The 23,337-nt window shown below is 53.0% G+C and carries 26 protein-coding genes and 1 other annotated feature; of the genes, 8 read left to right on the forward strand and 18 right to left on the reverse strand.

Annotated features, from left to right (window positions below; genetic code table 11):
• Positions 1–66: 66 nt before the first annotated feature.
• The 3 genes from lapB to pgpB all read right to left on the reverse strand — a co-directional run bounded on the left by lapB (position 67) and on the right by pgpB (position 2,467).
• Complete coding sequence (gene lapB, locus HP459_RS00125) at positions 67–1,236, reverse strand: lipopolysaccharide assembly protein LapB (RefSeq protein WP_003856819.1); 1,170 nt, start codon at positions 1,234–1,236, stop codon at positions 67–69.
• Between the two features lie 6 nt (positions 1,237–1,242).
• Complete coding sequence (locus tag HP459_RS00130) at positions 1,243–1,551, reverse strand: lipopolysaccharide assembly protein LapA domain-containing protein (protein ID WP_171935793.1); 309 nt, start codon at positions 1,549–1,551, stop codon at positions 1,243–1,245.
• 148 nt (positions 1,552–1,699) lie between these two features.
• Positions 1,700–2,467: a phosphatidylglycerophosphatase B gene (pgpB, locus tag HP459_RS00135; RefSeq protein ID WP_032622464.1), complete on the reverse strand. Its 768-nt coding sequence runs from the start codon at positions 2,465–2,467 to the stop codon at positions 1,700–1,702.
• A 197-nt stretch (positions 2,468–2,664) separates the two neighbouring features.
• On the opposite strand from pgpB, the gene ribA reads away from it, so the two are divergent.
• The gene (gene ribA / locus HP459_RS00140) at positions 2,665–3,255 is read left to right on the forward strand and encodes a GTP cyclohydrolase II (RefSeq protein ID WP_013096372.1); all 591 of its coding nucleotides are present in this window, start codon (positions 2,665–2,667) and stop codon (positions 3,253–3,255) included.
• Between the two features lie 37 nt (positions 3,256–3,292).
• On the opposite strand, the gene acnA is transcribed toward ribA, so the two are convergent.
• From acnA to topA, 6 genes are all read right to left on the reverse strand, one after another.
• Complete coding sequence (acnA, locus tag HP459_RS00145) at positions 3,293–5,968, reverse strand: aconitate hydratase AcnA (protein WP_171935794.1); 2,676 nt, start codon at positions 5,966–5,968, stop codon at positions 3,293–3,295.
• 165 nt (positions 5,969–6,133) lie between these two features.
• Positions 6,134–6,232 carry a small membrane protein YmiC gene (gene ymiC / locus HP459_RS23440; protein ID WP_032103392.1) on the reverse strand — a complete coding sequence of 33 codons (99 nt, stop codon included), beginning with the start codon at positions 6,230–6,232 and terminating at the stop codon, positions 6,134–6,136.
• 137 nt (positions 6,233–6,369) lie between these two features.
• A complete protein-coding gene (locus tag HP459_RS00150) occupies positions 6,370–6,534 on the reverse strand; it encodes a hypothetical protein (protein ID WP_162181317.1) in 165 nt (54 codons plus the stop codon).
• Positions 6,535–6,542: 8 nt separating this feature from the next.
• Positions 6,543–6,683 carry a YmiA family putative membrane protein gene (locus HP459_RS00155; RefSeq protein WP_216661609.1) on the reverse strand — a complete coding sequence of 47 codons (141 nt, stop codon included), beginning with the start codon at positions 6,681–6,683 and terminating at the stop codon, positions 6,543–6,545.
• 336 nt (positions 6,684–7,019) lie between these two features.
• Positions 7,020–7,994, reverse strand: a complete 975-nt coding sequence (gene cysB, locus HP459_RS00160) for an HTH-type transcriptional regulator CysB (RefSeq protein WP_006810844.1) — start codon at positions 7,992–7,994, stop codon at positions 7,020–7,022.
• 186 nt (positions 7,995–8,180) lie between these two features.
• The gene (gene topA / locus HP459_RS00165) at positions 8,181–10,778 is read right to left on the reverse strand and encodes a type I DNA topoisomerase (protein WP_171935796.1); all 2,598 of its coding nucleotides are present in this window, start codon (positions 10,776–10,778) and stop codon (positions 8,181–8,183) included.
• Positions 10,779–11,176: 398 nt separating this feature from the next.
• Between topA and HP459_RS00170 the strand changes: the two genes are divergently transcribed.
• On the forward strand, positions 11,177–11,428 hold the full coding sequence (locus HP459_RS00170) for a YciN family protein (protein ID WP_003856804.1): 252 nt from the start codon (positions 11,177–11,179) through the stop codon (positions 11,426–11,428).
• 35 nt (positions 11,429–11,463) lie between these two features.
• Here the strand turns inward: HP459_RS00170 and sohB are convergent, their stop codons facing one another.
• Positions 11,464–12,510: a protease SohB gene (gene sohB / locus HP459_RS00175; RefSeq protein ID WP_171935797.1), complete on the reverse strand. Its 1,047-nt coding sequence runs from the start codon at positions 12,508–12,510 to the stop codon at positions 11,464–11,466.
• A 252-nt stretch (positions 12,511–12,762) separates the two neighbouring features.
• Here sohB and HP459_RS00180 point away from each other — a divergent pair, with 252 nt between their 5' ends.
• Both HP459_RS00180 and cobO read left to right on the forward strand, forming a co-directional pair.
• A complete protein-coding gene (locus HP459_RS00180) occupies positions 12,763–13,524 on the forward strand; it encodes a YciK family oxidoreductase (RefSeq protein ID WP_023300261.1) in 762 nt (253 codons plus the stop codon).
• The gene (gene cobO, locus HP459_RS00185) at positions 13,521–14,111 is read left to right on the forward strand and encodes a cob(I)yrinic acid a,c-diamide adenosyltransferase (RefSeq protein ID WP_023300262.1); all 591 of its coding nucleotides are present in this window, start codon (positions 13,521–13,523) and stop codon (positions 14,109–14,111) included. The genes HP459_RS00180 and cobO overlap by 4 nt, the downstream gene beginning before the upstream one ends.
• Positions 14,112–14,146: 35 nt before the next feature.
• Here the strand turns inward: cobO and rluB are convergent, their stop codons facing one another.
• Positions 14,147–15,022: a 23S rRNA pseudouridine(2605) synthase RluB gene (gene rluB / locus HP459_RS00190; protein ID WP_003856794.1), complete on the reverse strand. Its 876-nt coding sequence runs from the start codon at positions 15,020–15,022 to the stop codon at positions 14,147–14,149.
• A 254-nt stretch (positions 15,023–15,276) separates the two neighbouring features.
• Between rluB and HP459_RS23445 the strand changes: the two genes are divergently transcribed.
• Entirely contained in the window at positions 15,277–15,576 is a 300-nt protein-coding gene (locus HP459_RS23445) for a tyrosine-type recombinase/integrase (RefSeq protein WP_253939611.1), read from the forward strand.
• A gap of 262 nt (positions 15,577–15,838) precedes the next feature.
• Here the strand turns inward: HP459_RS23445 and HP459_RS00200 are convergent, their stop codons facing one another.
• The 7 genes from HP459_RS00200 to rnm form a co-directional block, all read right to left on the reverse strand.
• Positions 15,839–16,339: a hypothetical protein gene (locus tag HP459_RS00200; RefSeq protein WP_171935798.1), complete on the reverse strand. Its 501-nt coding sequence runs from the start codon at positions 16,337–16,339 to the stop codon at positions 15,839–15,841.
• 86 nt (positions 16,340–16,425) lie between these two features.
• Positions 16,426–16,752, reverse strand: coding sequence for a DUF1493 family protein (locus HP459_RS00205; RefSeq protein WP_171935799.1), 327 nt, complete (start codon positions 16,750–16,752; stop codon positions 16,426–16,428).
• Positions 16,746–17,210: an STM2901 family protein gene (locus HP459_RS00210; protein WP_015704509.1), complete on the reverse strand. Its 465-nt coding sequence runs from the start codon at positions 17,208–17,210 to the stop codon at positions 16,746–16,748. Before HP459_RS00210 ends, HP459_RS00205 begins: the two co-directional genes overlap by 7 nt.
• A 130-nt stretch (positions 17,211–17,340) precedes the next feature.
• The gene (locus HP459_RS00215; RefSeq protein ID WP_045308893.1) at positions 17,341–17,601 is read right to left on the reverse strand and encodes a hypothetical protein; all 261 of its coding nucleotides are present in this window, start codon (positions 17,599–17,601) and stop codon (positions 17,341–17,343) included.
• A gap of 15 nt (positions 17,602–17,616) precedes the next feature.
• Entirely contained in the window at positions 17,617–17,898 is a 282-nt protein-coding gene (locus HP459_RS23710) for a DUF6150 family protein (protein ID WP_219925542.1), read from the reverse strand.
• Between the two features lie 502 nt (positions 17,899–18,400).
• Positions 18,401–19,021: an L-threonylcarbamoyladenylate synthase gene (locus HP459_RS00220; protein ID WP_003856793.1), complete on the reverse strand. Its 621-nt coding sequence runs from the start codon at positions 19,019–19,021 to the stop codon at positions 18,401–18,403.
• Entirely contained in the window at positions 19,018–19,899 is an 882-nt protein-coding gene (gene rnm / locus HP459_RS00225; RefSeq protein WP_048966764.1) for an RNase AM, read from the reverse strand. Before rnm ends, HP459_RS00220 begins: the two co-directional genes overlap by 4 nt.
• Positions 19,900–20,038: 139 nt before the next feature.
• On the opposite strand from rnm, the gene trpL reads away from it, so the two are divergent.
• From trpL to trpD, 3 genes are all read left to right on the forward strand, one after another.
• Positions 20,039–20,083: a trp operon leader peptide gene (gene trpL / locus HP459_RS00230; RefSeq protein ID WP_071524153.1), complete on the forward strand. Its 45-nt coding sequence runs from the start codon at positions 20,039–20,041 to the stop codon at positions 20,081–20,083.
• Positions 20,060–20,154, forward strand: a sequence feature (Trp leader region). It overlaps the preceding gene by 24 nt.
• A gap of 23 nt (positions 20,155–20,177) precedes the next feature.
• Positions 20,178–21,740, forward strand: coding sequence for an anthranilate synthase component 1 (locus tag HP459_RS00235; RefSeq protein WP_063149420.1), 1,563 nt, complete (start codon positions 20,178–20,180; stop codon positions 21,738–21,740).
• Positions 21,740–23,335 (forward strand): bifunctional anthranilate synthase glutamate amidotransferase component TrpG/anthranilate phosphoribosyltransferase TrpD, encoded by a 1,596-nt coding sequence (trpD, locus tag HP459_RS00240; protein WP_022648332.1) that lies wholly within the window; start codon positions 21,740–21,742, stop codon positions 23,333–23,335. Before HP459_RS00235 ends, trpD begins: the two co-directional genes overlap by 1 nt.
• Positions 23,336–23,337 lie beyond the last annotated feature (2 nt).

Genomic DNA, 23,337 nt, shown 5'->3' on the forward strand with positions numbered 1-23,337 from the left:
GCACGGTGCTGAAAGAAATAATGCACTCTTTAGTATGTTGTAACTAAAATGGAGTGTTTTAAAAAATCACTGCCCGTCCAGACCACGAATTGGCTTGATGGTGGACCAGGCCCGGCAGGAAGGGCAATGCCAGTAGAGCGAATAGGCGGTGAAGCCGCATTTCTGGCAGCGATAGCGCGGCTTGCTCCGCACCTGTTCACCGACCATGTCTCGCAGCACCATCAGGCTCTCTTTAGCGCGCCCTTCTTCTGCATCGTTAAGATGATAATCCATCAGCTTGTGGAAGACGCGCATCGTCGGATGGCGCTGCAACTGACGGGTAATGTATACCTGGGCGGTATCACTCCCTTCGTGCTCTTCGACGACATCCGACAGCATCAGCTCGGCTGTGGCACCGGTGTTTTCTTCAACACAGCGGCGCAGGAATGCAACCCACTCGTCCTGCTTACCTAACTGCTGATAGCAGGTTTGCAGCATTTCCAGCGTTTCGCTGACCAGCTCTTTGTCCTGATCGATAACGCGAAGCAGGCTTTCCACGGCTTTGGCGTAATCACCATTAGCCATAAAGACCCGCCCCATCATTATCGAGATGCGGGCGCTGTTGCGATCGGCCGCGGCGCCTTTTTTTAGCAATGCCATGGCCTTATCCATGTCATCGCTACCCATTTGCTGAAGGGCAAGCTCGCAGTAAAAATGGGCAATTTCGACGCGCTGTTTGTCTTTGCCGAGTTTGACCAGCCGTTCGGCGGTATCAATCGCTTTTTGCCAGTCGCTGGTTGCCTGGTAGATTTGCAGAAGTTGCTGAAGCGCACCGATACGGAAATCGGTCTCATCCACCAGCTGAGAGAACATATCCTCGGCGCGATCGTAAAGCCCCGCGGCCATGTAATCCCGTCCAAGCTGCTGAACGGCCAGCAACCGTTGCTCATAGGTCAACGAAGCGCTTTCCATCAGGGTCTGGTGGATACGAATGGCACGGTCAACCTCTCCGCGCGAGCGGAACAGGTTTCCCAGGGTGAGATGCGCCTCTACGGTGCCGGTATCCTCTTTGAGCATGTCGAGGAACAGATCGACCGCTTTATCCTGCTGATTGCTCAGCAGGAAGTTCACCCCCGCAACGTAGTCACGGGAGAGTCGGTTTGCTTCATCCTGTTTTGTTTGTTGCGCGCTTCTGCGGCCCATATACCAGCCATAGGCTGCGGCGACAGGCAAAAGCAGAAACAACAACTCCAGCATATTCGATTATTCCTTGACTACCGGCACAACAGAGCTCGCCGGAATGTCAGTCGCAGGCGTAAGTTGATGTTCAAGTCGTTTAATTTTACGTTCAGCGCGAACAAGGGAAACACGAACCTTAAGCCAGAACAGGCCACATACAAGCCATCCGATGACAAAACCCGCTGCGAATAACACAGCCAGCAGGCTCGACACCCGGTACTCGCCCTGCGCCAGCAGATAGTTGAAACTTACCTGTTGATCGTTTTGCGCGCCCAATGTGACTGAAATGACAAAAATCGCCAACACCAGTAAGAAAATGAGTAAATATTTCACATGACTTCCCGTTATGTGGTTCGAGCGTATAAAGCGTGTTCAACTCACTGCAATCAGCCTTATAAGCTACCATTTTAGTGGCGGGCGCGAAACGGAAAAAGTAATGCGCCCTTCATGGATTTATGGTCAAAATGCGGAATATCAAGCTTCAGGTTCCGCCTGACTCCCTTTCGGCTATTTCTTCCTTCTCTTCCTGCGGTGGCGTCAGAGGCCCACAGAAACGTTGTGCAAGCCAGGTCGCCAGCGTAACCAGTACCCACGAAATCAGCGTAGCCACCACCAAATCACGCGGCCAGTGCATACCCAGCAGCATCCGGCTGCCCATTACGCCTGTCGCCCAGACCAGCAAAATCGCAATCGTGAGGGTACGTCGACGTGGCCAAAGCAGCCCCACGCCGAGTAGCGCCCAGCTGGCAGCAAACATCGTATGTCCGGAAGGAAACGCAAAGCCGGTCTCTTTTTGCCAGTGTTTGCGTAAAAATGTCGGGATATCCTGCTGTTCCGCAAGCTGTTCTTTCACCAACGCCCCGCGATCCTTACGCTTTAAAGTGTAGAACTCATCTACCGGAATATGGTGCGTTTTTTCCAGCCAGATAACAAAGGGACGGGGTTCCTGCACGCGATCTTTCACCCACGACTTCACCCCCTGCCCGACAAGAATGGCACCTCCGAGAATGGCAAATAATACCAGCGCCGCGCGAAGACGAAAGCGCAGGCACCACAGGAACCAGGCACAGAGCAGCACGTGCGTAATAATCCCCCAGGGCTGGGTGACCGTCTCAGTTATCCAGTATAAGGCTTTCAGCCACGTCTCGTTTTGTCCGGGCTTCCACATCCAGCCGGAGAACCAAACGATCAGGGGTATAACAAGCAATACGGCGGCGCCTGCGGCCGTGCGTCTGGCAATTGAAAGCATGTCCTCTCCTTTTTCACTAAGCACCACAATCATAACTGAATTTCCACCTTCTGGTGGATATGTCGGATCGTGCGTTTAACGTCCGTATAGCGTGGTGGTGATTAGGTGAAGTAGCCGGGCTTGTGGCAAAATAGTCCAATACAGAAAGCAAAATGGGGCAAAGGCACGAAACGTGTCAGCCTGGTATGGAGAATCACATGCAGCTTAAACGTGTGGCAGAAGCCAAACTGCCAACCCCATGGGGCGATTTCCTGATGGTGGGTTTTGAAGAACTGGCAACCGGACAAGATCACGTCGCCCTGGTATACGGTGACATTTCGGGGCAGACGCCGGTACTGTCCCGCGTTCATTCTGAGTGTCTGACCGGTGACGCGCTCTTCAGCCTGCGCTGTGACTGCGGTTTCCAGCTCGAAGCCGCTCTTTCTCATATCGCAGAGGAAGGACGTGGCGTGCTGCTGTATCACCGCCAGGAAGGACGCAATATCGGTCTGCTGAATAAAATCCGCGCCTACGCGTTGCAGGATCAGGGCTATGATACCGTCGAAGCAAACCATCAGCTCGGCTTTGCTGCTGACGAGCGCGATTTCACCCTCTGCGCAGATATGTTCAAGCTGCTGGGCGTGGACGAAGTGCGTCTGTTGACCAATAACCCGAAAAAAGTGGAGATCCTCACTGAAGCGGGCATCAATATCGTTGAACGCGTGCCGCTGATTGTTGGCCGCAATCCGAAAAACGCGCACTACCTCGATACCAAAGCTGCAAAGATGGGGCACCTGCTGAGCGAGTAAACGCAAAACGCCCGGCACTTCTGCCGGGCGAGTTTTATCAGTCCAGCATCTTTCGAATCACATAATGTAAAATGCCGTCGTTCTGGTAATAGGTTAGCTCTGTTGCCGTATCAATACGACACCGACAATCCAGCACTTCTGTTGTACCATCTGCCCGCGTTAACTTCACCGGAACGGTTTTACCCGGTTGCAGATTTTGCAGACCGCTGATATCAATCTGCTCTTCCCCGGTCAGACCCAGCGTTTTACGCGTTATGCCCTGCGGGAACTCCAGCGGCAGGATCCCCATCCCGATCAGGTTTGAGCGGTGGATACGTTCAAAGGATTCGGCAATCACCACGCGAACCCCGAGCAGACGTGGACCTTTAGCCGCCCAGTCGCGACTGGAACCAGAGCCGTACTCTTTACCGGCAATAACGGCCAGTGGCGTACCCTCCTGCTGATACTTCATGGCTGCGTCATAAATTGAAATGACCTCTGTATCTGGCAGGTGGCGCGTCATGCCCCCTTCCACGCCCGGGACCATTTCATTACGAATGCGGATGTTGGCAAATGTCCCGCGCATCATCACTTCGTGGTTACCGCGGCGCGAACCGTAGGAGTTAAAATCGCGACGTTCCACGCCACGGCTTTGCAGATACCGACCTGCCGGACTGTCCGCTTTGATGCTCCCCGCTGGTGAGATATGGTCAGTGGTGACGGAATCGCCCAGCATCGCCAGAATGCGCGCGCCGTGAATGTCTTTCAGCGGTGCAGGCTCCGCCAGCATCTCATCGAAGAAGGGCGACAGGCGAATATAGGTAGAATCATCCTGCCAGTCATAGGTATCGGAACCCACCACGTCGATCGCTTTCCATTCCGCTGTACCTTCGAACACTTCCGCATACTCTTTGCGGAACATCTCGGTGGAAACTTTCTCTACCGCGCGCGCAATTTCACGCGATGATGGCCAGATGTCTTTCAGATAGACAGGTTCATTATTGCGATCGTGACCAATCGGATCGGTCGCCAGGTTAATGTTCATGTTTCCGGCCAGAGCATAGGCTACGACCAGCGGCGGCGAGGCCAGCCAGTTGGTTTTCACCAGCGGATGAATACGCCCCTCAAAGTTTCGGTTACCGGAAAGTACCGCGCCAACGGTCAAATCACCCTGCTTGATCGCCACTTCAATAGGCTCAGGCAGTGGACCAGAGTTACCGATGCAGGTCGTACAGCCGTAACCCACCAGATTAAAGCCCAACTCGTCGAGGTACGGCGTGAGTCTGGCCTGCGCCAGGTAATCGGAAACCACTTTCGAACCAGGCGCCAGGGACGCCTTAACCCACGGCTGTGGCTTGAGTCCCAGTTCTACCGCTTTTTTTGCCAGCAGCCCGGCAGCCATTAACACACTCGGGTTGGACGTGTTGGTACAGGAAGTGATAGCGGCGATCACCACGGCGCCGTCAGGGAGCTGATACTGATGCCCGTTCAGAACATAGTCCACAGGACGGTGATCTTTTTGCGCGGCGTTAACCTCCAGCTCATTGCTGGCGGCAAAGGCTTTCGGAACGTTGCTCAGGGCGACGCGGTCCTGCGGTCGTTTCGGCCCTGCGAGGCTTGCCTCAACGGTGCCCATATCCAATTCCAGCGTGCTGGTAAATACCGGCTCGTCACCCGGGTTACGCCACATGCCCTGCGCTTTGGTGTAGGCCTCTACGAGCGCCACCTGCTCCTCGCTGCGACCACTGAGGCGCATATACTCAAGCGTAACGCTATCAATTGGGAAAAAGCCGCAGGTCGCACCATATTCCGGCGCCATGTTGGCGATGGTGGCCCGGTCCGCCAGCGGCAGTGAATCCAGACCATCACCATAAAATTCAACGAATTTACCCACCACGCCATGCTTACGCAGCATCTGGGTGACCGTCAGGACCAGATCCGTGGCGGTAATGCCTTCGGACAATTTACCGGTCAGCTTAAAGCCCACCACATCGGGAATGAGCATCGATACCGGCTGGCCGAGCATGGCCGCTTCCGCTTCAATACCACCGACGCCCCAGCCCAGAACGCCAAGGCCGTTAATCATGGTCGTGTGTGAATCGGTGCCCACCAGCGTATCCGGGTAAGCCACCCACTCTTTATCCTGCAATTCACTCCAGACGGTTTTGCCGAGATATTCCAGGTTGACCTGGTGACAAATGCCGGTGCCTGGTGGAACAACGCTGAAACGGCTGAACGCCTGCTGACCCCATTTGAGGAAGACATAGCGTTCATGGTTACGTTCCATCTCCAGACGGACGTTTTCACCGAAAGCATCGTCGTCACCAAAGTGATCGACGGTGACGGAGTGGTCGATGACGAGGTCTACCGGTGAGAGCGGGTTCACCTTAGCCGTATCGCCCCCGAGACGCTTAACAGCTTCACGCATGGCGGCCAAGTCCACAACCGCCGGCACGCCGGTGAAATCCTGCATCAATACCCTGGCCGGGCGGTAGGCAATTTCTTTGTCTGCGTGAGCATTTTTCAGCCACCCTGCCAGAGCCTGGATATCCTCCTCGGTAACCGAGTCGCCATCTTGCCAGCGCAAGAGGTTTTCCAGTAGTACTTTCAACGACTTGGGTAACCGCGAAATGTCCCCAAGCGTCCTGGCAGCCAGCGGTAAGCTGTAGTAGCGCCAGGTTTTATTTTCCGCCTGTAATGTGTCCTTACTGGCTTCGCGTAGGGTTAACGACATAAGCTCCTCCTTAAAAACAGGGATGTCCTGACAATCATCAGGGCTGTAATTAAAGATAACACAAAGATGTCGTAACGTTTTGATAACAACCCAAATTGATAAATTTAGGAATGGTCCAACGCGAGGGATTAAACAAAAAACCCCGCCGTGGCGAGGTTTTACGATTTAGTGTAAGGCCAGCCAGAGGAGCTGACACCAGAAGAGGATCGACGCTGAGAATACGCCGAGCCATGACCAGTATTTTACGGTTGTCATGTTATTCATCATAGGGACACCAGACTTTAATTATTTAAGGATGCGAGGTCTGCCCTCGTTCTATATTGCTGATGTGTATTTATTAAGGAGTACAAAAGTGCACAGTCTTTATTCAGACTATTTGCATCATTACGCAAAAATCAAAATTATTGTTTTTTGGGTTCGTCTTCTGCGAACACATCAATAAAGGCCTGCTGCTGTGGCGTCAGTTGCCAGGAGGCTGGCACGCTGGTTGCTGGCGCCTTACGCGCTTTGTGAGCATTGTCACGAAGCTGACACATCTCTTTTCTCGCGTCAGTACGCACCGTCATGACCATATTCAACCCCAATATTTCCAGACGACAAGAGCAACAACCACCCAGAACAGGGCAGAGCCGAGAAAGACCGCCAGCCAGGCTTTACGCTTAAGCGCGGGATCCCTTTGCGGTTCTTCACTTCCTGACGGCATTGCTAACCTCATACAATCGATATCGCTTATCATTTAGAGACCAAACAATTGGCACAAGTAATCATCTGATGAGATAAATCCTAAAGAAACTTTAGCCGAAAAGCCAGTGAATTTACGAATCTGAGCCTGGGAAAATTCAATCTTTTGACCAGAAATAAATAATTGAAAAGAATAATTTGCACACCTGTAAATTAGTTTCTACTTTTGTCGCAAATTTGCGACAGTAAAACCCTATTCATCAAATGGGTTATGACGATATATGACAGTAGGCGCAGATGAGGTTAATTCTAATTTAGATTTAAAGGGGGAAACCGGTATCTTTCCAGAAGAGAAAGATACCGGGTGTAATTATTTGGCAGGAAGTTTGATGTCTTTAAACATCTCTTCGATGTCTTCATTGGAGCGTAACGCCACGGCCGTGTCGACCACGTCACGTGTTAAATGCGGTGCGAAGCGCTGAATAAAATCATACATATAGCTGCGAAGGAACGTGCTGCGACGAAAACCTATCTTGGTGGTGCTGTGGCTGAAGATATCATGCGCGTCCAGACGCACCAGATCCGGGTCTGATACAGGATCCACCGCCATGCTGGCAATAACGCCTACGCCCAGACCCAGACGCACGTACGTTTTAATGACGTCCGCATCCGTTGCAGTGAAGACGATCCGTGGCGTTAATCCGGCGCGGTTAAAGGCGGTGTCTAGCTCAGAACGGCCCGTAAATCCGAACGTATAGGTAACCAGCGGGTATTGCGCCAGCTCTTCGATTGTCACTTCGCCCTTCCCCGCCAGCGGATGATCGGGGGTCACGACAATAGAGCGGTTCCAGTGGTAGCACGGGAGCATGACCAGATCATCGTACAGATGAAGAGCTTCCGTCGCGATGGCAAAATCGGCATTGCCTTTAGACACGGCCTCTGCGATTTGCGTCGGTGAGCCCTGATGCATATGCAGGGAAACGCGGGGATAGCGTTCGATAAAACCTTTGATCACCCCGGGAAGCGCATAACGCGCCTGCGTGTGCGTGGTGGCTATATAAAGGGAGCCTTTATCCGGCCAGGTATGTTCCCCGGCGACGGATTTAATGGCATCGACTTTGGAAAGCACTTCTCGTGCGATGCGAATGATTTCCTGCCCTGCCGGCGTGACCTGAGTCAGGTGCTTACCGCTGCGGGCAAATATCTGAATACCTAATTCATCCTCCAGCATACGCACCTGCTTACTGATGCCAGGCTGCGAGGTATAAAGACCTTCTGCGGTGGAAGAGACATTGAGGTTATGATTGACGACCTCAACGATATAGCGAAGCTGCTGTAATTTCATGCCAGACCATCCGATTTAGCGCATGCGTCAATCGCTTAATACGATTTGATAATAAGAAACGGGTTAACTATAACCACTATATCATTTATAGCCAGGCTGTATAGTACGGAACAAAAAATAATAACAACGTAATAAAAAAGGGCCGGAAGTCCGGCCCTTTCACAGGTAAGTTACGGTAAGTGAAGATTATTTTTTACCTTCAACCCATTTCCCGTCGACAAAGAAGGCTGACCAACCGGTCGCTTTACCCTCTTTCTCTGCCGCCACGTACTGCTGCTTCGTTTTACGGCTGAAGCGCACCACGGTTTTGTTGCCTTCCGGATCCTGCTGTGGCGCATCGGCCAGGTAACGCAGTTTCTCCGGCAGACGGTCACGGAAGCGGTACAGCTCTTCTACCAGCGGCGCACGGGTTTCGCGCGATTTCGGGAAGGTGTTGGCCGCCAGGAATACCCCGGCAGCGCCGTCACGCAGCACGAAATACGCCTCTGACTTCTCGCACGGCAGCTCAGGAAGCGGAACCGGATCTTCCTTCGGCGGCGCAACTTCACCGTTACGCAGGATCTTACGCGTGTTTTTACAGTCGTCGTTGGTACATGCCATGTACTTACCGAAGCGTCCCATTTTCAGGTGCATTTCGGAACCACATTTCTCACACTCAACGATCGGACCGTCATAGCCCTTAATGCGGAACTCACCTTCTTCGATCTCATAACCGTCGCAGGTTGGGTTATTACCGCAAACGTGCAGTTTACGTTTTGGATCGATCAGGTAGCTGTCCATCGCCGTGCCGCATTTCTTACAGCGGCGCTTGGCGCGCAGTGCGTTGGTCTCCGCATCGTCACCTTCCAGCACGTTGAGAACTTCGTTCTCCGGCACGAGGTTGATAGTGGTTTTGCAACGCTCTTTCGGCGAAAGCGCATAACCAGAACAGCCGAGGAACACGCCCGTGGTTGCGGTACGGATCCCCATTTTACGGCCACAGGTTGGGCAGTCGATGCTGGTCAGTACCATCTGGTTAGGCAGCATGCCGCCTTCTTCAGGATCTTTCTCAGCTTTCTCAAGCTGGTTGGTAAAATCGCTGAAGAAGCTGTCGAGAACTTTCTTCCACTCGGCCTTATGGCTGGCAACCTCATCGAGACTGTCCTCCATCTGCGCGGTGAAGTCATAGTTCATCAACTCACGGAAGTTAGCTTCCAGACGGTCGGTAACAATCTCACCCATTTTTTCAGCATAGAAACGACGGTTCTCAACGCGAACGTATCCACGATCCTGAATGGTCGAAATGATTGACGCATAGGTAGACGGGCGACCGATGCCGCGTTTTTCCAGCTCTTTTACCAGCGACGCTTCGCTGAAACGCGCAGGCGGCTTGGTGAAGTGCTGGGCCGGTACCAGATCAACCAGCGACAGCTCGTCGCCTTTGTTGACGGAAGGCAGCGTTCTGTCTTCATCACCTTTACGCAGCGCAGGCATCACTTTTGTCCAGCCGTCGAAACGCAGAATGCGGCCGCGCGCTTTCAGGCGGAAATCACCCGCGCCAACGGTCAGCGTAGTGGAGTCGTATTTCGCTGGCGTCATCTGGCAGGCCACGAACTGGCGCCAGATCAGCTGATACAGCTTCTGGGCGTCCGCTTCCATATCTTTAAGAGATTCCGCCAGAACGGAAACGTCAGAAGGACGGATCGCTTCGTGCGCTTCCTGAGAATTCTCTTTGCTGGCGTACTGATTAGGGCTGTCCGGCAGGTATTTCTTACCGAAGTTGTCCTCGATATAGCCACGCACCATGCTGACAGCGTCCTGGCTCAGGTTGGTGGAGTCAGTACGCATGTAGGTGATGTAACCCGCTTCATACAAACGCTGGGCCATCATCATGGTTTTCTTCACGCCGTAACCCAGACGCGTACTTGCCGCCTGCTGAAGCGTTGACGTGATAAACGGTGCGCCAGGCTTGCTGCTGGTCGGTTTGTCTTCACGATCCAGCACCTGATAACGCGCTTTTTCCAGCAGCGCTACGGCGGCCATGGTCTGATCGCGATTTTCAGGACGGAACGGTTTGTCGTTGTGGTGGCTCACCTGCAACGGCAGCGCATCGCCGCCCGGCGTGGTGACATTCGCATCCACTTCCCAGAACTCTTCCGGAACAAACGCTTTGATCTCGCGTTCACGTTCGACAACAAGACGAACAGCCACAGACTGCACACGCCCCGCAGACAGGCCGCGAGCGACCTTTTTCCACAGCAACGGCGAAACCATGTAGCCTACAACGCGGTCCATAAAGCGACGCGCCTGCTGAGCGTTAACACGGTCGATATTCAGTTCACCCGGCTTTTCAAACGCCTGACGAATCGCATTCTTTGTAATTTCGTTAAACACTACACGGCTGTAGCGTTTGTCATCACCCCCAATCACTTCCCGCAGGTGCCATGCGATGGCCTCCCCTTCGCGGTCAAGGTCGGTTGCGAGATAAATGTGGTCTGCTTTTTCAGCAAGCTGCTTCAGCTCGTTAACGACTTTTTCTTTGCCTGGCAGCACTTCGTATTGTGCATCCCAGTTGTGCCATGGGTTAACACCCATGCGGTTGACAAGCGCGCTACGTTCATCCTTTTTAGGCTTTTTAGCCCCTTTGGTGGAGGTAGAGTCTGCGCTCTTTTTGCTGGCTGAGCCACTTGTCGGCAAATCGCGAATGTGACCAACGCTGGACTTAACCACATAGTCATTGCCCAGATATTTATTGATCGTTTTGGCTTTTGCCGGGGACTCAACGATGACGAGAGCTTTACCCATATTCACCTTTACCTAATTTAATTCTTCCAGGAATACGCCGCACGTTGATTTCCCTTCCGCTGACGACGAGCCATTGATATTGCGACGTCGTCAGGGGATATCAACCCCTTTGTCTTACCGAACGTCAGTATGGCGACATCCAGGTCATTGAGTTTTCGGGTATTTTTCTCACATCAAAGTTCATTCGTGACGAATTCCCGGTCGAATGTCAAGCAATTCTGTTGCCAGAATGACGAAAGCGCACACTGTACCTGATAAAATTCGTTACGCAACTTTATTAGCATGCAAAAGCAAATCCCGCCAGCCAGCCCCTGTTCCTTATACCCGCGAATAGCAGGGAAAATTTGCCCCCGAAGCGACCCAGGCGTAGACTATTGTCACTGTTTAAGGAGTGGAATATGCAGAATACGACCCAACCCATTGACCGAGCTTCACTGCTTATCGAAGCAAACAAACTCATTCGCGACCATGAAGACACCCTGGCGGGGATTGAAGCGACTGGCGTGGAACAACGTAATGGCGTGCTGGTGTTCAGCGGTGAATACTTCCTTGATGAACAAGGGTTACCAACCCCGAAAAGCACCGCCGTGTTTAACATGTTTAAATACCTGGCGCATACCCTCTCAGAGAAGTACCACCTGGTCGATTAAAACGAAAACGCGAGGCATCTGCCTCGCGTTTTTCTTTACAGCAGCGGCTTTTGTCCGCGCTGCAACCAGCGTATCAGCAGGCGATCCGCGCTTTCTGCCGCACTATTGGTTAAACGGTCGAGCAGGCGCTTACGTCGGGTGAAGCGCACCCCCACCAGCTCACGACCTTCCATCAGGTTGAGCAGGAGGTCGTCGCTGGTACCCACTTCATCCACCAGCCCTTTCTCCTGCGCCTGCGTGCCGTACCAGTGTTCGCCCGTAGCCACCTGCTCAATGTCCAGCGTTGGGCGCATGCGGTGCACGAAATCCTTGAACAGATGGTGGGTTTCGTTCAGATCTTCCCGGAACTTCTGCCGTCCCTCTTCGGTATTTTCGCCGAGCAGCGTCAGCGTACGTTTGTACTGACCCGCCGTATGCAATTCGATGTCGATCTCTTTATTTTTCAGGAAACGATTGAAGTTAGGGATCTGCGCAACCACCCCAATCGAGCCGATAATGGAGAACGGTGCTGCGACGATTTTATCCGCCACGCACGCCATCATATAGCCGCCACTCGCCGCGACCTTATCTACCGCCACGGTGAGCGGGATCTGTTTATCCCGCAGACGTTGTAACTGCGAAGCCGCCAGTCCATAACCATGCACTACGCCGCCCGGGCTTTCAAGGCGAACCACCACCTGATCCTGGGCTGTCGCCACGGCCAGCACCGCTGTCACTTCCTCACGCAGAGAGGAGACTTCATGCGCATCCATGCTACCTTTAAAATCGAGCACATAGACGCGCGGTTTTGCGACAGCCTGTGGCGTGGCGAGCTTAGCTTTCTCCTTCGCGGCTTTGGCGTCCTGCTTATGTTTTTTCTTCTGGGCTTTTAGCCACAGCTTCTGTTGATGATCGTCAAGCAGCGCCAGAGACATCTCTTCCCGCATCTCTTTATACTGCTCGCTCAGGCGGGTAATGCGTAACTCACCACGCTGACGCTTACGCTGCGTCAGGTTGACAATCAGGACGGCAATCACCGCGACAGCAATAACCACCGTCGCGATTTTGGCCAAAAACAACCCATACTGAGAAAGTAATTCCACGCGTTCCACCTTGATTTAACCACGAATCTTTCACGCCAGTGTACAACAGCCCTGCGCAGGCGTCTCGCTCTGGACATTAGCTCTGCGAGGCGGCTTCAGGAATCCCCCGTTTCTGGTTTAAATCTTTGCAAAATGTTAATTTCCCAGCGTTCTGTCCTGTAGACTGATTGAATTCTGACGCGGTTTCGGGCATAAAGCCGAAAAGTCATAAATAAAGGTGCAAGTCACGCCCAATGCGCCTGAGGAGCCACCGTGCATTATCAGCCACAAAAAAACCTTCTACAGAACCGCATCATTCTGGTTACCGGTGCCAGCGACGGGATTGGTCGCGAAGCGGCGCTGACTTATTCTGAATACGGTGCGAGCCTTATTCTGCTGGGACGTAATGAAGAAAAGCTCAAAGCCGTTGCCCGTGAAATCGAAAACGCCGGCGGTACCCCCACGCCCTGGTATACGCTCGATCTGCTGACCTGTACGCCAGCGTCATGTCAGGCCCTTGCCCAGCGCATTAGTACGCATTATTCGCGTCTGGACGGCGTACTGCACAACGCGGGGTTACTGGGCGAAGTGCGCCCGATGGATGAACAGGATCCGGAGATTTGGCAGCAGGTGATGCAGGTTAACGTCAATGGGACGTTTTTCCTGACCCAGGCCTTGCTTCCTTTATTACTTAACTCAGATTCCGGTTCGCTGGTGTTTACCTCCTCCAGCGTGGGGCGTCAGGGTCGTGCGAACTGGGGGGCTTACGCCGCCTCAAAATTTGCCACGGAAGGAATGATGCAGGTGCTGGCCGAAGAGTATCAAAACCGCCATCTGCGGGTTAACTGTATTAACCCTGGCGGTACGCGCACTAAAATGCGTGCCAGCGCGTTCCCGACAGAAGATCCGCAAAAGCTTAAAACCCCGGCCGATATTATGCCTCTTTACCTGTGGCTAATGGGTGACGACAGCCGTCGTAAAACCGGAATGACATTCGATGCTCAGCCAGGCCGCAAACCGGGGATATCGCAATGAGTGAAGACCGTCATCAGCAGCGCCAGCAGCGTCTCAAAGAACAGGTTGATGCACGCGTGGCGGCCGCTCAGGACGAGCGCGGGATCCTCATCGTGTTCACCGGCAACGGCAAAGGCAAAACCACCGCCGCATTTGGGACCGCCACCCGCGCAGTCGGGCACGGTCAGAAAGTGGGCGTGATCCAGTTTATCAAGGGTGAATGGCCCAACGGCGAGCGTAATCTGCTCGAACCGCATGGCGTTGAGTTTCAGGTGATGGCGACCGGTTTTACCTGGGATACCCAGAACCGGGAAACAGATACCGCAGCCTGCCTCGCCGTCTGGGAACATGCCAAAAGAATGCTCTCTGATCCGTCGCTGAACATGGTGTTGCTGGATGAGATCACGTATATGGTGGCCTATGACTACCTGCCGCTGGAAGCCGTGCTGGAGGCCCTCAGGAACCGCCCTGCACACCAGACGGCGATCGTCACGGGGCGCGGGTGTCATCGGGACATTCTGGAGCTGGCCGATACCATCAGCGAGCTGCGTCCGGTTAAGCATGCGTTCGATGCGGGTATCAAAGCGCAAATAGGGATTGATTACTGAAGAAAAAAGCCCGGTATTTTCACCGGGCTTTTAGATTAACCGTTGTTATTACGGCTGCCAGAGCGGCGATTGCTGCTAACCTGGCTGTGACGTTTAACCGCACGGCGGATCTGGTTCGCCTTCATACGACGACGATCTTTCTCTACCGCCACTTTCGATGTGGTTTCTGGCGTCAGGCCAACCAGATCGCGCAGGTAGTTGGTTTGCGTCAGATCCAGCTCGGTATAGCCGCCACGTGGCAGGCCTTTCGGCAGCAGGATGTCGCCATAGCGGACACGAATCAAACGGCTTACCTGGACACCGACCGCTTCCCACAGACGACGCACCTCGCGGTTACGTCCCTCTGTCAGGGTAACGTTGTACCACTGGTTAATGCCTTCACCACCGGTAAACTTGATGGTTTTGAACGCCGCTGGGCCGTCTTCCAGCTGAACGCCACGCGACAGATCGCGCAGTTTGTTCTCATCAACCTGGCCGAAAACACGAACGGCGTATTCACGCTCCACTTCACGACTCGGGTGCATCAGGCGGTTTGCCAGTTCACCATCGGTGGTGAACAGCAGCAGGCCACAGGTATTCACGTCAAGACGCCCTACGGCAATCCAGCGGGCGCCACGCAGTTTTGGCAGACGGTCGAACACCGTCGGGCGGCCTTCCGGATCGTTGCGGGTACACAGTTCGCCTTCCGGCTTGTAGTAAGCCAGCACGCGGCAGATCTGTTCAGCGGACTCTTTCACGGAGATAAGATGGCCGTCAATGCGGATCTTCAGCCCCGGTACGATTTCAACGCGGTCACCGAGTGTGGCGATTTTACCGTCCACACTCACGCGACCTGCTTCAATAATGGCTTCGATTTCACGGCGCGAACCGTGGCCGGCGCGCGCCAGCACTTTCTGTAACTTCTCGCTCATTGAGCTTCCTCAGGTGTCGCCTTCACAGGCGTCTGGTATACTTTCTAAAACAACGAGTTAGCTAATAAATCGACTTAACTCACTGATCTGTAACTCTTTCATGGTACACAGCATGGCAAACAACGTGTCACACAAGCTGTCACACACAATGATTCGTGGGCGCACATACTACACTAACTTTAGACTAAATGATTCAACAAGTTTTGTGCGTCTGAGTCTCGGTACTGATAGAGACACAGCTTCGCGGCGTGGATATGCGATCCTGGCGCTGGGATGAACTGGACATTGGTAGCAAGGTATTGCGTATCACCCACGACAAGACCAAAGAAGCGGTAGAAGTGGAGTTGACGGAGACAGCAAGGGAGGTGCTCAAGGCTCGTTATAACGAGCGCGGGGATAACGTGTATGTATTCCAGAATGACAACAACCGGACCAAGGGTAAGCCGATTAGCCGTTCCAAAATCCATGCTGAGATTGAGTATGCAGTGGACAAGCTCAAAATGCGGGGGCTTGCTTCCACAGGAAGCAGTGATCAGTATGCACTCGTCACGTAAGACCGTGGCTGCTATCGCTCACGCCCACGGCGAAGATCTTGAGGAGATTAGTAAGATGTTGGGGCATCGCTCCACCGAACATACCCGCGCCTACCTGGGGATTACTCAGGCCAAAGTAGACGCACTACGAACGAAGTATTCAACGGGCATTAAGAGAGGGACACGCACTTAGGGCATTTCATATTGATATCATGAGTGCCCAATGTTGGTAATTGAGATGGTATAATGCATACCAAATAGAATAAGACTTCGTGGAGTGTATTTATTTCACTGCAATACTCTGGATTAAAGACGTAAATTTTGAATCCAATCTTTTATTATTTGCTTTTAATCTCTCCAATTCAGAGTTAAAAACCTTATGATACTCCGCAATTTCATCTTCACTTAATGTATCAAAGTTATCAATTAATTTTAAACAAGTTGCTTTGGCGTCAAGCACGCACTGCTTATAGAAAGAGTCACGCTGTGAAATCAACTCATTCAAAATTACATTCTTTAGCTCTGCAAAGAGCGTGTTATTTCCTTGCAACTCTTTTATAAAGCCATTTATCTTATCATATGAATCTTGAAAAGCAATTTCAAATTCCCGCGCCTTGAGTAAGGTTTCCGTCTTAAATTTATAAAGAGCATCTTTGTCGCTCTTCTTTTTTACTAATTTACTGTTCCTATAGCTCAAGAAAGATAACACCAATGCAGCTAAGGAAAAAATCAATCCAATTTTATTTACAATGAAGTTAACAACCTCTGATGCCAACTCAATCATTTCTTAATCTCCTTTTAATCCATGTAAAAAATTCTTAATTTTATTACGGCTAAATAAGTCAGCATTTACTGGGGGCGGTGCGCCACTCATTCGTACAACCATCTTCCGGCTTTAGCTGATTCGATCAGCATACCAACATTGAAATCTGGTACAGGAGTAGGCTCTGTTTTTTTAAATGGATTCCATGAAACAGGCTGGTCAGGATAGTAAGTTTCTATTTTAAAGTGTCCCCGTTCAACCTTGAACGCATCGAAAAACTTATCCATTAACTCACCAGCTTCAAGCTCATCAAGACTCAAATCAGTATCAAGATCCGTTTCAGGTGTTAGCTCTACTTTCTTGAACTTGAATAGGTACGTGCCAGCGTAAGGCCGTACAAGCTCATAAACGCGCTGCTCAACATTGTTTACCATAACTTATCGTTACCCCGCGCTATAGCGTTGTAGTCTCGGATAGTGCGATAGGTGATTTGAGAGATATCAGAAGCTAAGATAACCCACCCCACGACAGGAATAGCCCTGCCCGTAAAGGTTCCAATGTTAGCTACCGCCCTGATTCTGATTGTAGAAGGTGGATAACCACCAATAACGGAAGGTAGTTTGATACCGAAAGGGAACTGCGCTTTTTTGAACACTTTTCGCGAGGCTTTAGACGCATAGGATGTTCCCTTTTCAGCGCCGTTTGGTTTCGCCCTTGTAGGGAGAGTATTACGCCCAGATACAATGGCAACTACAGCACCGAAATCAACAAGACCTAAACCAAGTTGATCAACAACATTTTCACAGAAGACCATGAAAAAAAGCTCGGAGGCGGTGAGGTTTGAACGCCCCGCATAGAAGTATGTTCCGTTGAGTTCCTCGACTGTATCCACGTCTCAATCCTTTTGACTCTGAATGTATTGCAATCATAACGGTTGATCTACAGACAGTCACCCCTAAAACATGGCGTTAGCAGTATGGGTTAAGAAGGCAATACGAGGGAGCGTAATGCCCCCTTTTCAATTATACATCCCACGGATTTGTTTTAATTTTTCTCATTTTGTATTCGATGCCACACACGGTGAAAGTGAGTTTCTCAGTGTCGATCACTCCCTCAACTTCTTTGTAGTCGAATGGGAATTTCACTTTATTGTCGTTGATTTTGTATAAACCGCCTAGAATGTTGGGACCATGGTTGACCTGCAAATAATCGCCCTTGACTGTCCAACGCCCTTCTACCTGGTATCCAATGGCACTACCATGTTCAGTGAAGTAAATGCTCATGATGATTCCTTATGGTCAGAGTTTACCTTTCAATGGATGTTCTCTCGTCCATCCCGCAACACTCCGTGATGTCACATAACAAATAAGTAGATCAGCGGAAGAGCGCGAAGTGACAAACTTCACTTTCGATGAAGCAACACTTCGAGACGTTACCTCACACCATAGCCCATCCATACCTTGAGACACACTGCGCGACTCAACTCTACAAACCAACAGATCGGCTACTGATCTTGAACCGACTACACAAACAGCAATATCGGCAGCACTACGGCTGCTAACTTCACAGATCCACGCCATAGACACTACTCCTCGTTGTTTTTATCCACGTTATCTTGCCGTATGGATTCTATAAAATCCCGTTGCTCCTTTGTGAATGCAAGCTCATCCAGCAAGCGATCTAACTCTTCTTTGGGTGATTCCTTTTTGAATCTGTCTGTTCCCGATAGCCAAGCTCACCCTTGATTCATTAGGATTAATCTTAGGTTAACCAGGGTGCAGAAAATGAGCAACTAACAGATTTTGGAAAAGAGAAGCCATAAAGCCCCTCGGTATTAATACCCATAACGGAGCTGTACCAATGAAGCCATTAACGGCAGGGAAAGGTGTACATACATGATGAGAGTCGCGATGTGGCTAATGGCTGCCACACAAGCTGGTAACAACCATTAATCGATTTACTTTAACTCACTGATTATAAAGCGTTTAATATTTATCTTGTGCGCCTTCACAGGCGTCGAATCAGGTCAAAAACAGGGCAACGCCCTGCTTTGATGGCCGCGTAGTAAATCTGCTTACACCCTTACAAGAAAGGCTTAACATCGCCCACGCCTTCACGAATCACTTCTGGCGCGTCTTCGGTGAGATCCACCACGGTGGTCGGTTGCTGGCCTAGATAGCCGCCATGAATAATCAGCTCCACCACTTTCTCCAGACGATCTTTGATCTCTTCCGGGTCGGACTCGGTAAACTCACTGCCCGGCAGCATCAGCGAGGTAGACAGCATCGGCTCGCCGAGGGTTTCCAGCAGCGCCTGGGCAATCGGGTTCGACGGCACGCGCATGCCGATGGTTTTACGTTTTTCCTGCAACAGACGACGCGGCACCTCTTTTGTCCCTTTCAGAATGAAGGTGTAGTTTCCCGGCGTGTTGTTTTTGATCAGGCGAAAGGCCACGTTGTCGACATACGCATAGGTCGACAGCTCAGAGAGATCGCGACACATTAGGGTGAAGTTGTGGCCGTCCGGCAGCTGGCGGATGCGACAGATGCGCTCCATTGCCCCTTTATCCTCGATTTTACAGCCCAGCGCGTAGCCAGAATCGGTTGGGTAGACAATAACGCCACCTTTACGGACGATTTCCACAGCCTGATTAATCAGACGTGGCTGTGGGTTATCCGGATGGATATAGAAAAACTGACTCATACTTCCCTCTCTTCAATTTGCTGTGGCTGTTCCCAGAGCTGCCAGACGGGCTCAACGCCAGCGGGTAACCAGAGCTTGCGCCCCAGTTCAATCCACGCGCAGGGCTGATGGAAATCTGAACCCTGTGACCCAAGCAGGCCAAACTGACGGGCGTAGGTCGCGAGCTGCGAACGCTCATTGGGTGCCTGCTGACACTGGGCAACTTCCATCGCCTCACCGCCGCATTCGGCAAAGTGGGCCAGCAGCCTTTTCAGCCATTTAGCAGAAAGATTATACCGCCCCGGATGGGCCAATACGGCCTTACCACCAGAATGATGAATCACATCAATAGCTTGTTTTATTGTACACCACTGGGGAGGAACGTATCCGGTTTTCCCGCGAGCCAGATACTTTTTAAACACATTCGCCATGGTCGTCGCTTTACCGGCGTCAACCAGAAAACGGGCGAAATGGCCGCGCGTGACCGCCCCACCGTTCGCCAGCTTGCGCGCACCTTCCAGCGCACCGGGGATATGCGCCTTCTCAAGACGTTCGCCTATCAACTCCGCGCGTTGATTGCGTCGTGCTTTTTGTTCTTGCAAAAATGCGCACATTGCCGGATGTTCTGTATCAATATTCAGGCCAACGATATGAATTTCGTGGTTTTCCCAGAGCGTGGAGATCTCGACCCCGGGCACCAGATTTAGCGCCAGCCCGCTTCGGGCAATCTCGGCGCGCGCGGCGGGGATGGCGTCTGTTGTGTCGTGATCGGTTATTGCCAGCGTGCCGACACGCATTTCAACGGCGCGATGGACCAGGGCTTCGGGCGTCAGCAGGCCATCTGAAGCCTGCGTATGGCTGTGTAAATCATAAATTACGGCGTAGGTGGTATCGCTCAAAGCACTTCCCATAACAGTCTGGAGACATCCGAAGCACCTATGATACCGACTTACCGCGAAATACTGAAATCAGGGGTTGACAACACGCCATCGAACTAGTTAACTAGTACGCAAGTTCACACGAGAAAGGTATCTGAAAATGACAGCACATTTCGCTCTGCACGGTTGGTGGCGTACTTCCTGATCTTCGGGCAGTGTCACGCGTCTGCGAAAAGCAAACAGATACCCGGCCCGCTCCCAAGCGGGCTTTTTTTTGAACAGAATATGAGAATAACAACATGCAAACAGCCAAACCCCACCTCGAACTGCTGACCTGCGAGGCGGCCTATCGCCATAACCCTACCGCGCTCTTTCATCAGGTGTGCGGTGCACGTCCTGCGACGCTGCTGCTGGAATCTGCTGATATCGACAGCAAGGACGATCTCAAAAGCCTGCTGCTGGTTGACAGCGCGCTGCGCATTACCGCATCGGGTGACACTGTCACTATTAAGGCGTTATCCGAGAATGGCGCGTCGCTGCTGCCGCTGCTGGATGCGGCTCTGCCTTCAGGCATTGAAAATGAGCGTCATCCGGACCTGCGAATTCTGCATTTCCCGCCGGTAAGCCAGTTGCTGGATGAAGATGCCCGCCTCTGCTCACTCTCCGTTTTCGACGCCTTCCGCCTGCTGCAAAATCTGGTCAATGTGCCGGAAGATGAGCGCGAAGCAATGTTCTTTGGCGGGCTGTTTGCTTACGACCTGGTTGCTGGCTTTGAAGATTTACCGGAAACCGAGCAGGGTAACCGCTGCCCGGACTACTGCTTCTACCTGGCCGAAACCCTGATGGTGATCGACCATCAGAAAAAATACACCCGCATTCAGGCCAGCCTGTTCACGCCATCTGTGTCTGAGAAAAATCGCCTCGCGCAGCGCATCGGCCAACTGCAACAGCAGATGTCAGAAGCACCGCCCGCGCTCCCGGTGCAGCGTGTTGAAAAGATGACCTGCGAGGTGAGTCAGACCGACGATCAGTACGGCGCGGTGGTGCGTCAGATGCAAAAAGCGATTCGTGCCGGGGAGATTTTCCAGGTGGTGCCGTCCCGTCGCTTTTCACTGCCCTGCCCGTCGCCGCTGGCGGCTTACGATGTGCTGAAAAAGAGCAACCCAAGCCCGTACATGTTCTTTATGCAGGACAATGATTTCACTCTGTTCGGCGCGTCACCGGAAAGCTCCCTAAAGTACGACGCCACCAGCCGCCAGATTGAGATCTACCCGATAGCGGGAACCCGTCCACGCGGCCGTCGTGCCGATGGCTCCCTGGACCGCGATCTCGACAGCCGCATCGAACTGGAAATGCGTACCGACCACAAAGAGCTCTCCGAACACCTGATGCTGGTTGACCTGGCACGTAACGACCTGGCGCGTATTTGTACGCCGGGCAGCCGCTATGTGGCAGACCTGACCAAAGTCGACCGCTACTCCTTCGTCATGCATCTGGTATCCCGCGTGGTGGGTGAGCTGCGCCACGACCTCGACGTCCTGCACGCCTACCGCGCCTGCATGAACATGGGCACGTTGAGCGGCGCGCCGAAAGTCCGCGCCATGCAGCTGATTGCCGAAGCTGAAGGCCGCCGTCGCGGCAGCTACGGTGGCGCGGTGGGCTATTTCACCGCTCACGGTGACCTCGATACCTGCATCGTGATTCGCTCCGCCTACGTTGAGGACGGCATTGCTACCGTCCAGGCCGGGGCCGGGATTGTGCTGGATTCTGTTCCGCAGTCGGAAGCCGACGAAACCCGCAGTAAAGCGCGCGCGGTAGTGCGCGCCATTGCTACCGCACACCATGCACAGGAGATTTTCTGATGGCTGACATTCTGCTGCTCGATAATATCGACTCCTTTACCTACAACCTGGCAGATCAGCTGCGTGCGAATGGGCACAACGTCGTTATCTATCGCAACCACGTTCCGGCCCAGACGCTGATTGACCGTCTGGCGACCATGCAAAACCCGGTGCTGATGCTCTCCCCGGGGCCAGGCGCACCGAGCGAAGCGGGCTGTATGCCTGAGCTGTTGACCCGTATGCGCGGCAAGCTGCCGATTATCGGCATCTGCCTCGGCCACCAGGCGATTGTCGAAGCCTACGGTGGTTACGTGGGTCAGGCGGGGGAGATCCTGCATGGTAAAGCGTCAAGCATTGAACATGACGGTCAGGCGATGTTTGCCGGTCTGCCGAACCCGCTTCCGGTGGCGCGTTACCACTCACTGGTCGGCAGCAATATTCCGGCCGGGCTGACGATTAACGCCTCGTTTGAAGGGATGGTGATGGCGGTACGTCACGATGCGGATCGCGTCTGCGGGATGCAGTTCCACCCGGAATCTATCCTGACGTCTAACGGCGCGCGCCTGCTGGAGCAAACGCTCAACTGGGCGCTGCAAAAGCTGGAGCAGACCAACACCCTGCAACCGATTCTGGAAAAACTGTATCAGGCCCAGACCCTGAGCCAGCAGGAGAGCCACCAGCTTTTCTCCGCCGTCGTGCGCGGCGAGCTGAAGCCTGAGCAGCTGGCCGCTGCGCTGGTGAGCATGAAAGTGCGCGGCGAAAGCCCGCAGGAGATCGCCGGTGCGGCAACCGCGCTGCTGGAAAATGCCGCCCCGTTCCCGCGCCCGGACTATCCGTTTGCCGATATCGTTGGGACCGGTGGCGACGGCAGCAACAGCATCAATATTTCGACCGCCAGCGCCTTTGTGGCGGCGGCATGCGGACTGAAAGTGGCGAAGCACGGCAACCGCAGCGTGTCCAGCCGTTCCGGATCGTCCGACCTGCTGGCGGCTTTCGGTATCAACCTGGACATGAACGCCGAGCGTTCCCGTGAAGCGCTGGATGACCTGGGCGTCTGTTTCCTGTTTGCGCCGAAGTATCACACCGGTTTCCGCCACGCGATGCCCGTTCGCCAGCAGCTTAAAACCCGGACGCTGTTTAATGTGCTCGGTCCACTCATTAACCCGGCGCACCCGCCGCTGGCGCTGATTGGCGTTTACAGTCCGGAGCTGGTCCTGCCGATTGCGGAGACGCTGCGCGTCCTCGGTTACCAACGCGCCGCCGTGGTACACAGCGGCGGGATGGATGAAGTTTCCCTGCATGCGCCCACGCTGGTGGCCGAACTGAATAACGGCGAAGTGCTGAACTATCAGCTTGAGGCCGCTGATTTCGGGTTGACCCCGTACCATCAGGACGCCCTGGCGGGCGGCACGCCGGAAGAAAACCGTGACATTCTCACGCGCTTATTACAAGGTAAAGGTGAGGCCGCCCATGAGGCCGCCGTGGCGGCCAACGTAGCCATGCTGATGCGTTTACATGGCGAGGAAGATCTGAAAGCCAACGCCCAAAAAGTTCTGGACGTACTGCGCTCCGGTGCAGCTTACGATCGCGTTACCGCACTTGCGGCAAGAGGGTAAAT

The organism is Enterobacter sp. CM29 (genome assembly GCF_013179605.1).
Taxonomy (GTDB): domain Bacteria; phylum Pseudomonadota; class Gammaproteobacteria; order Enterobacterales; family Enterobacteriaceae; genus Enterobacter; species Enterobacter intestinihominis.

Coding starts and splice junctions, on each gene's coding strand:
- lapB (WP_003856819.1), bottom strand. CDS start 1,236: ATGCTGGAGTTGTTGTTTCTGCTTTTGCCTGTCGCCGCAGCCTATGGC.
- pgpB (WP_032622464.1), bottom strand. CDS start 2,467: ATGCTTTCAATTGCCAGACGCACGGCCGCAGGCGCCGCCGTATTGCTT.
- ribA (WP_013096372.1), top strand. CDS start 2,665: ATGCAGCTTAAACGTGTGGCAGAAGCCAAACTGCCAACCCCATGGGGC.
- acnA (WP_171935794.1), bottom strand. CDS start 5,968: ATGTCGTTAACCCTACGCGAAGCCAGTAAGGACACATTACAGGCGGAA.
- ymiC (WP_032103392.1), bottom strand. CDS start 6,232: ATGAATAACATGACAACCGTAAAATACTGGTCATGGCTCGGCGTATTC.
- HP459_RS00150 (WP_162181317.1), bottom strand. CDS start 6,534: ATGACGGTGCGTACTGACGCGAGAAAAGAGATGTGTCAGCTTCGTGAC.
- HP459_RS00155 (WP_216661609.1), bottom strand. CDS start 6,683: ATGAGGTTAGCAATGCCGTCAGGAAGTGAAGAACCGCAAAGGGATCCC.
- cysB (WP_006810844.1), bottom strand. CDS start 7,994: ATGAAATTACAGCAGCTTCGCTATATCGTTGAGGTCGTCAATCATAAC.
- topA (WP_171935796.1), bottom strand. CDS start 10,778: ATGGGTAAAGCTCTCGTCATCGTTGAGTCCCCGGCAAAAGCCAAAACG.
- HP459_RS00170 (WP_003856804.1), top strand. CDS start 11,177: ATGCAGAATACGACCCAACCCATTGACCGAGCTTCACTGCTTATCGAA.
- cobO (WP_023300262.1), top strand. CDS start 13,521: ATGAGTGAAGACCGTCATCAGCAGCGCCAGCAGCGTCTCAAAGAACAG.
- rluB (WP_003856794.1), bottom strand. CDS start 15,022: ATGAGCGAGAAGTTACAGAAAGTGCTGGCGCGCGCCGGCCACGGTTCG.
- HP459_RS23445 (WP_253939611.1), top strand. CDS start 15,277: ATGCGATCCTGGCGCTGGGATGAACTGGACATTGGTAGCAAGGTATTG.
- HP459_RS00200 (WP_171935798.1), bottom strand. CDS start 16,339: ATGATTGAGTTGGCATCAGAGGTTGTTAACTTCATTGTAAATAAAATT.
- HP459_RS00205 (WP_171935799.1), bottom strand. CDS start 16,752: ATGGTAAACAATGTTGAGCAGCGCGTTTATGAGCTTGTACGGCCTTAC.
- HP459_RS00215 (WP_045308893.1), bottom strand. CDS start 17,601: ATGAGCATTTACTTCACTGAACATGGTAGTGCCATTGGATACCAGGTA.
- HP459_RS23710 (WP_219925542.1), bottom strand. CDS start 17,898: ATGGCGTGGATCTGTGAAGTTAGCAGCCGTAGTGCTGCCGATATTGCT.
- HP459_RS00220 (WP_003856793.1), bottom strand. CDS start 19,021: ATGAGTCAGTTTTTCTATATCCATCCGGATAACCCACAGCCACGTCTG.
- HP459_RS00235 (WP_063149420.1), top strand. CDS start 20,178: ATGCAAACAGCCAAACCCCACCTCGAACTGCTGACCTGCGAGGCGGCC.
- trpD (WP_022648332.1), top strand. CDS start 21,740: ATGGCTGACATTCTGCTGCTCGATAATATCGACTCCTTTACCTACAAC.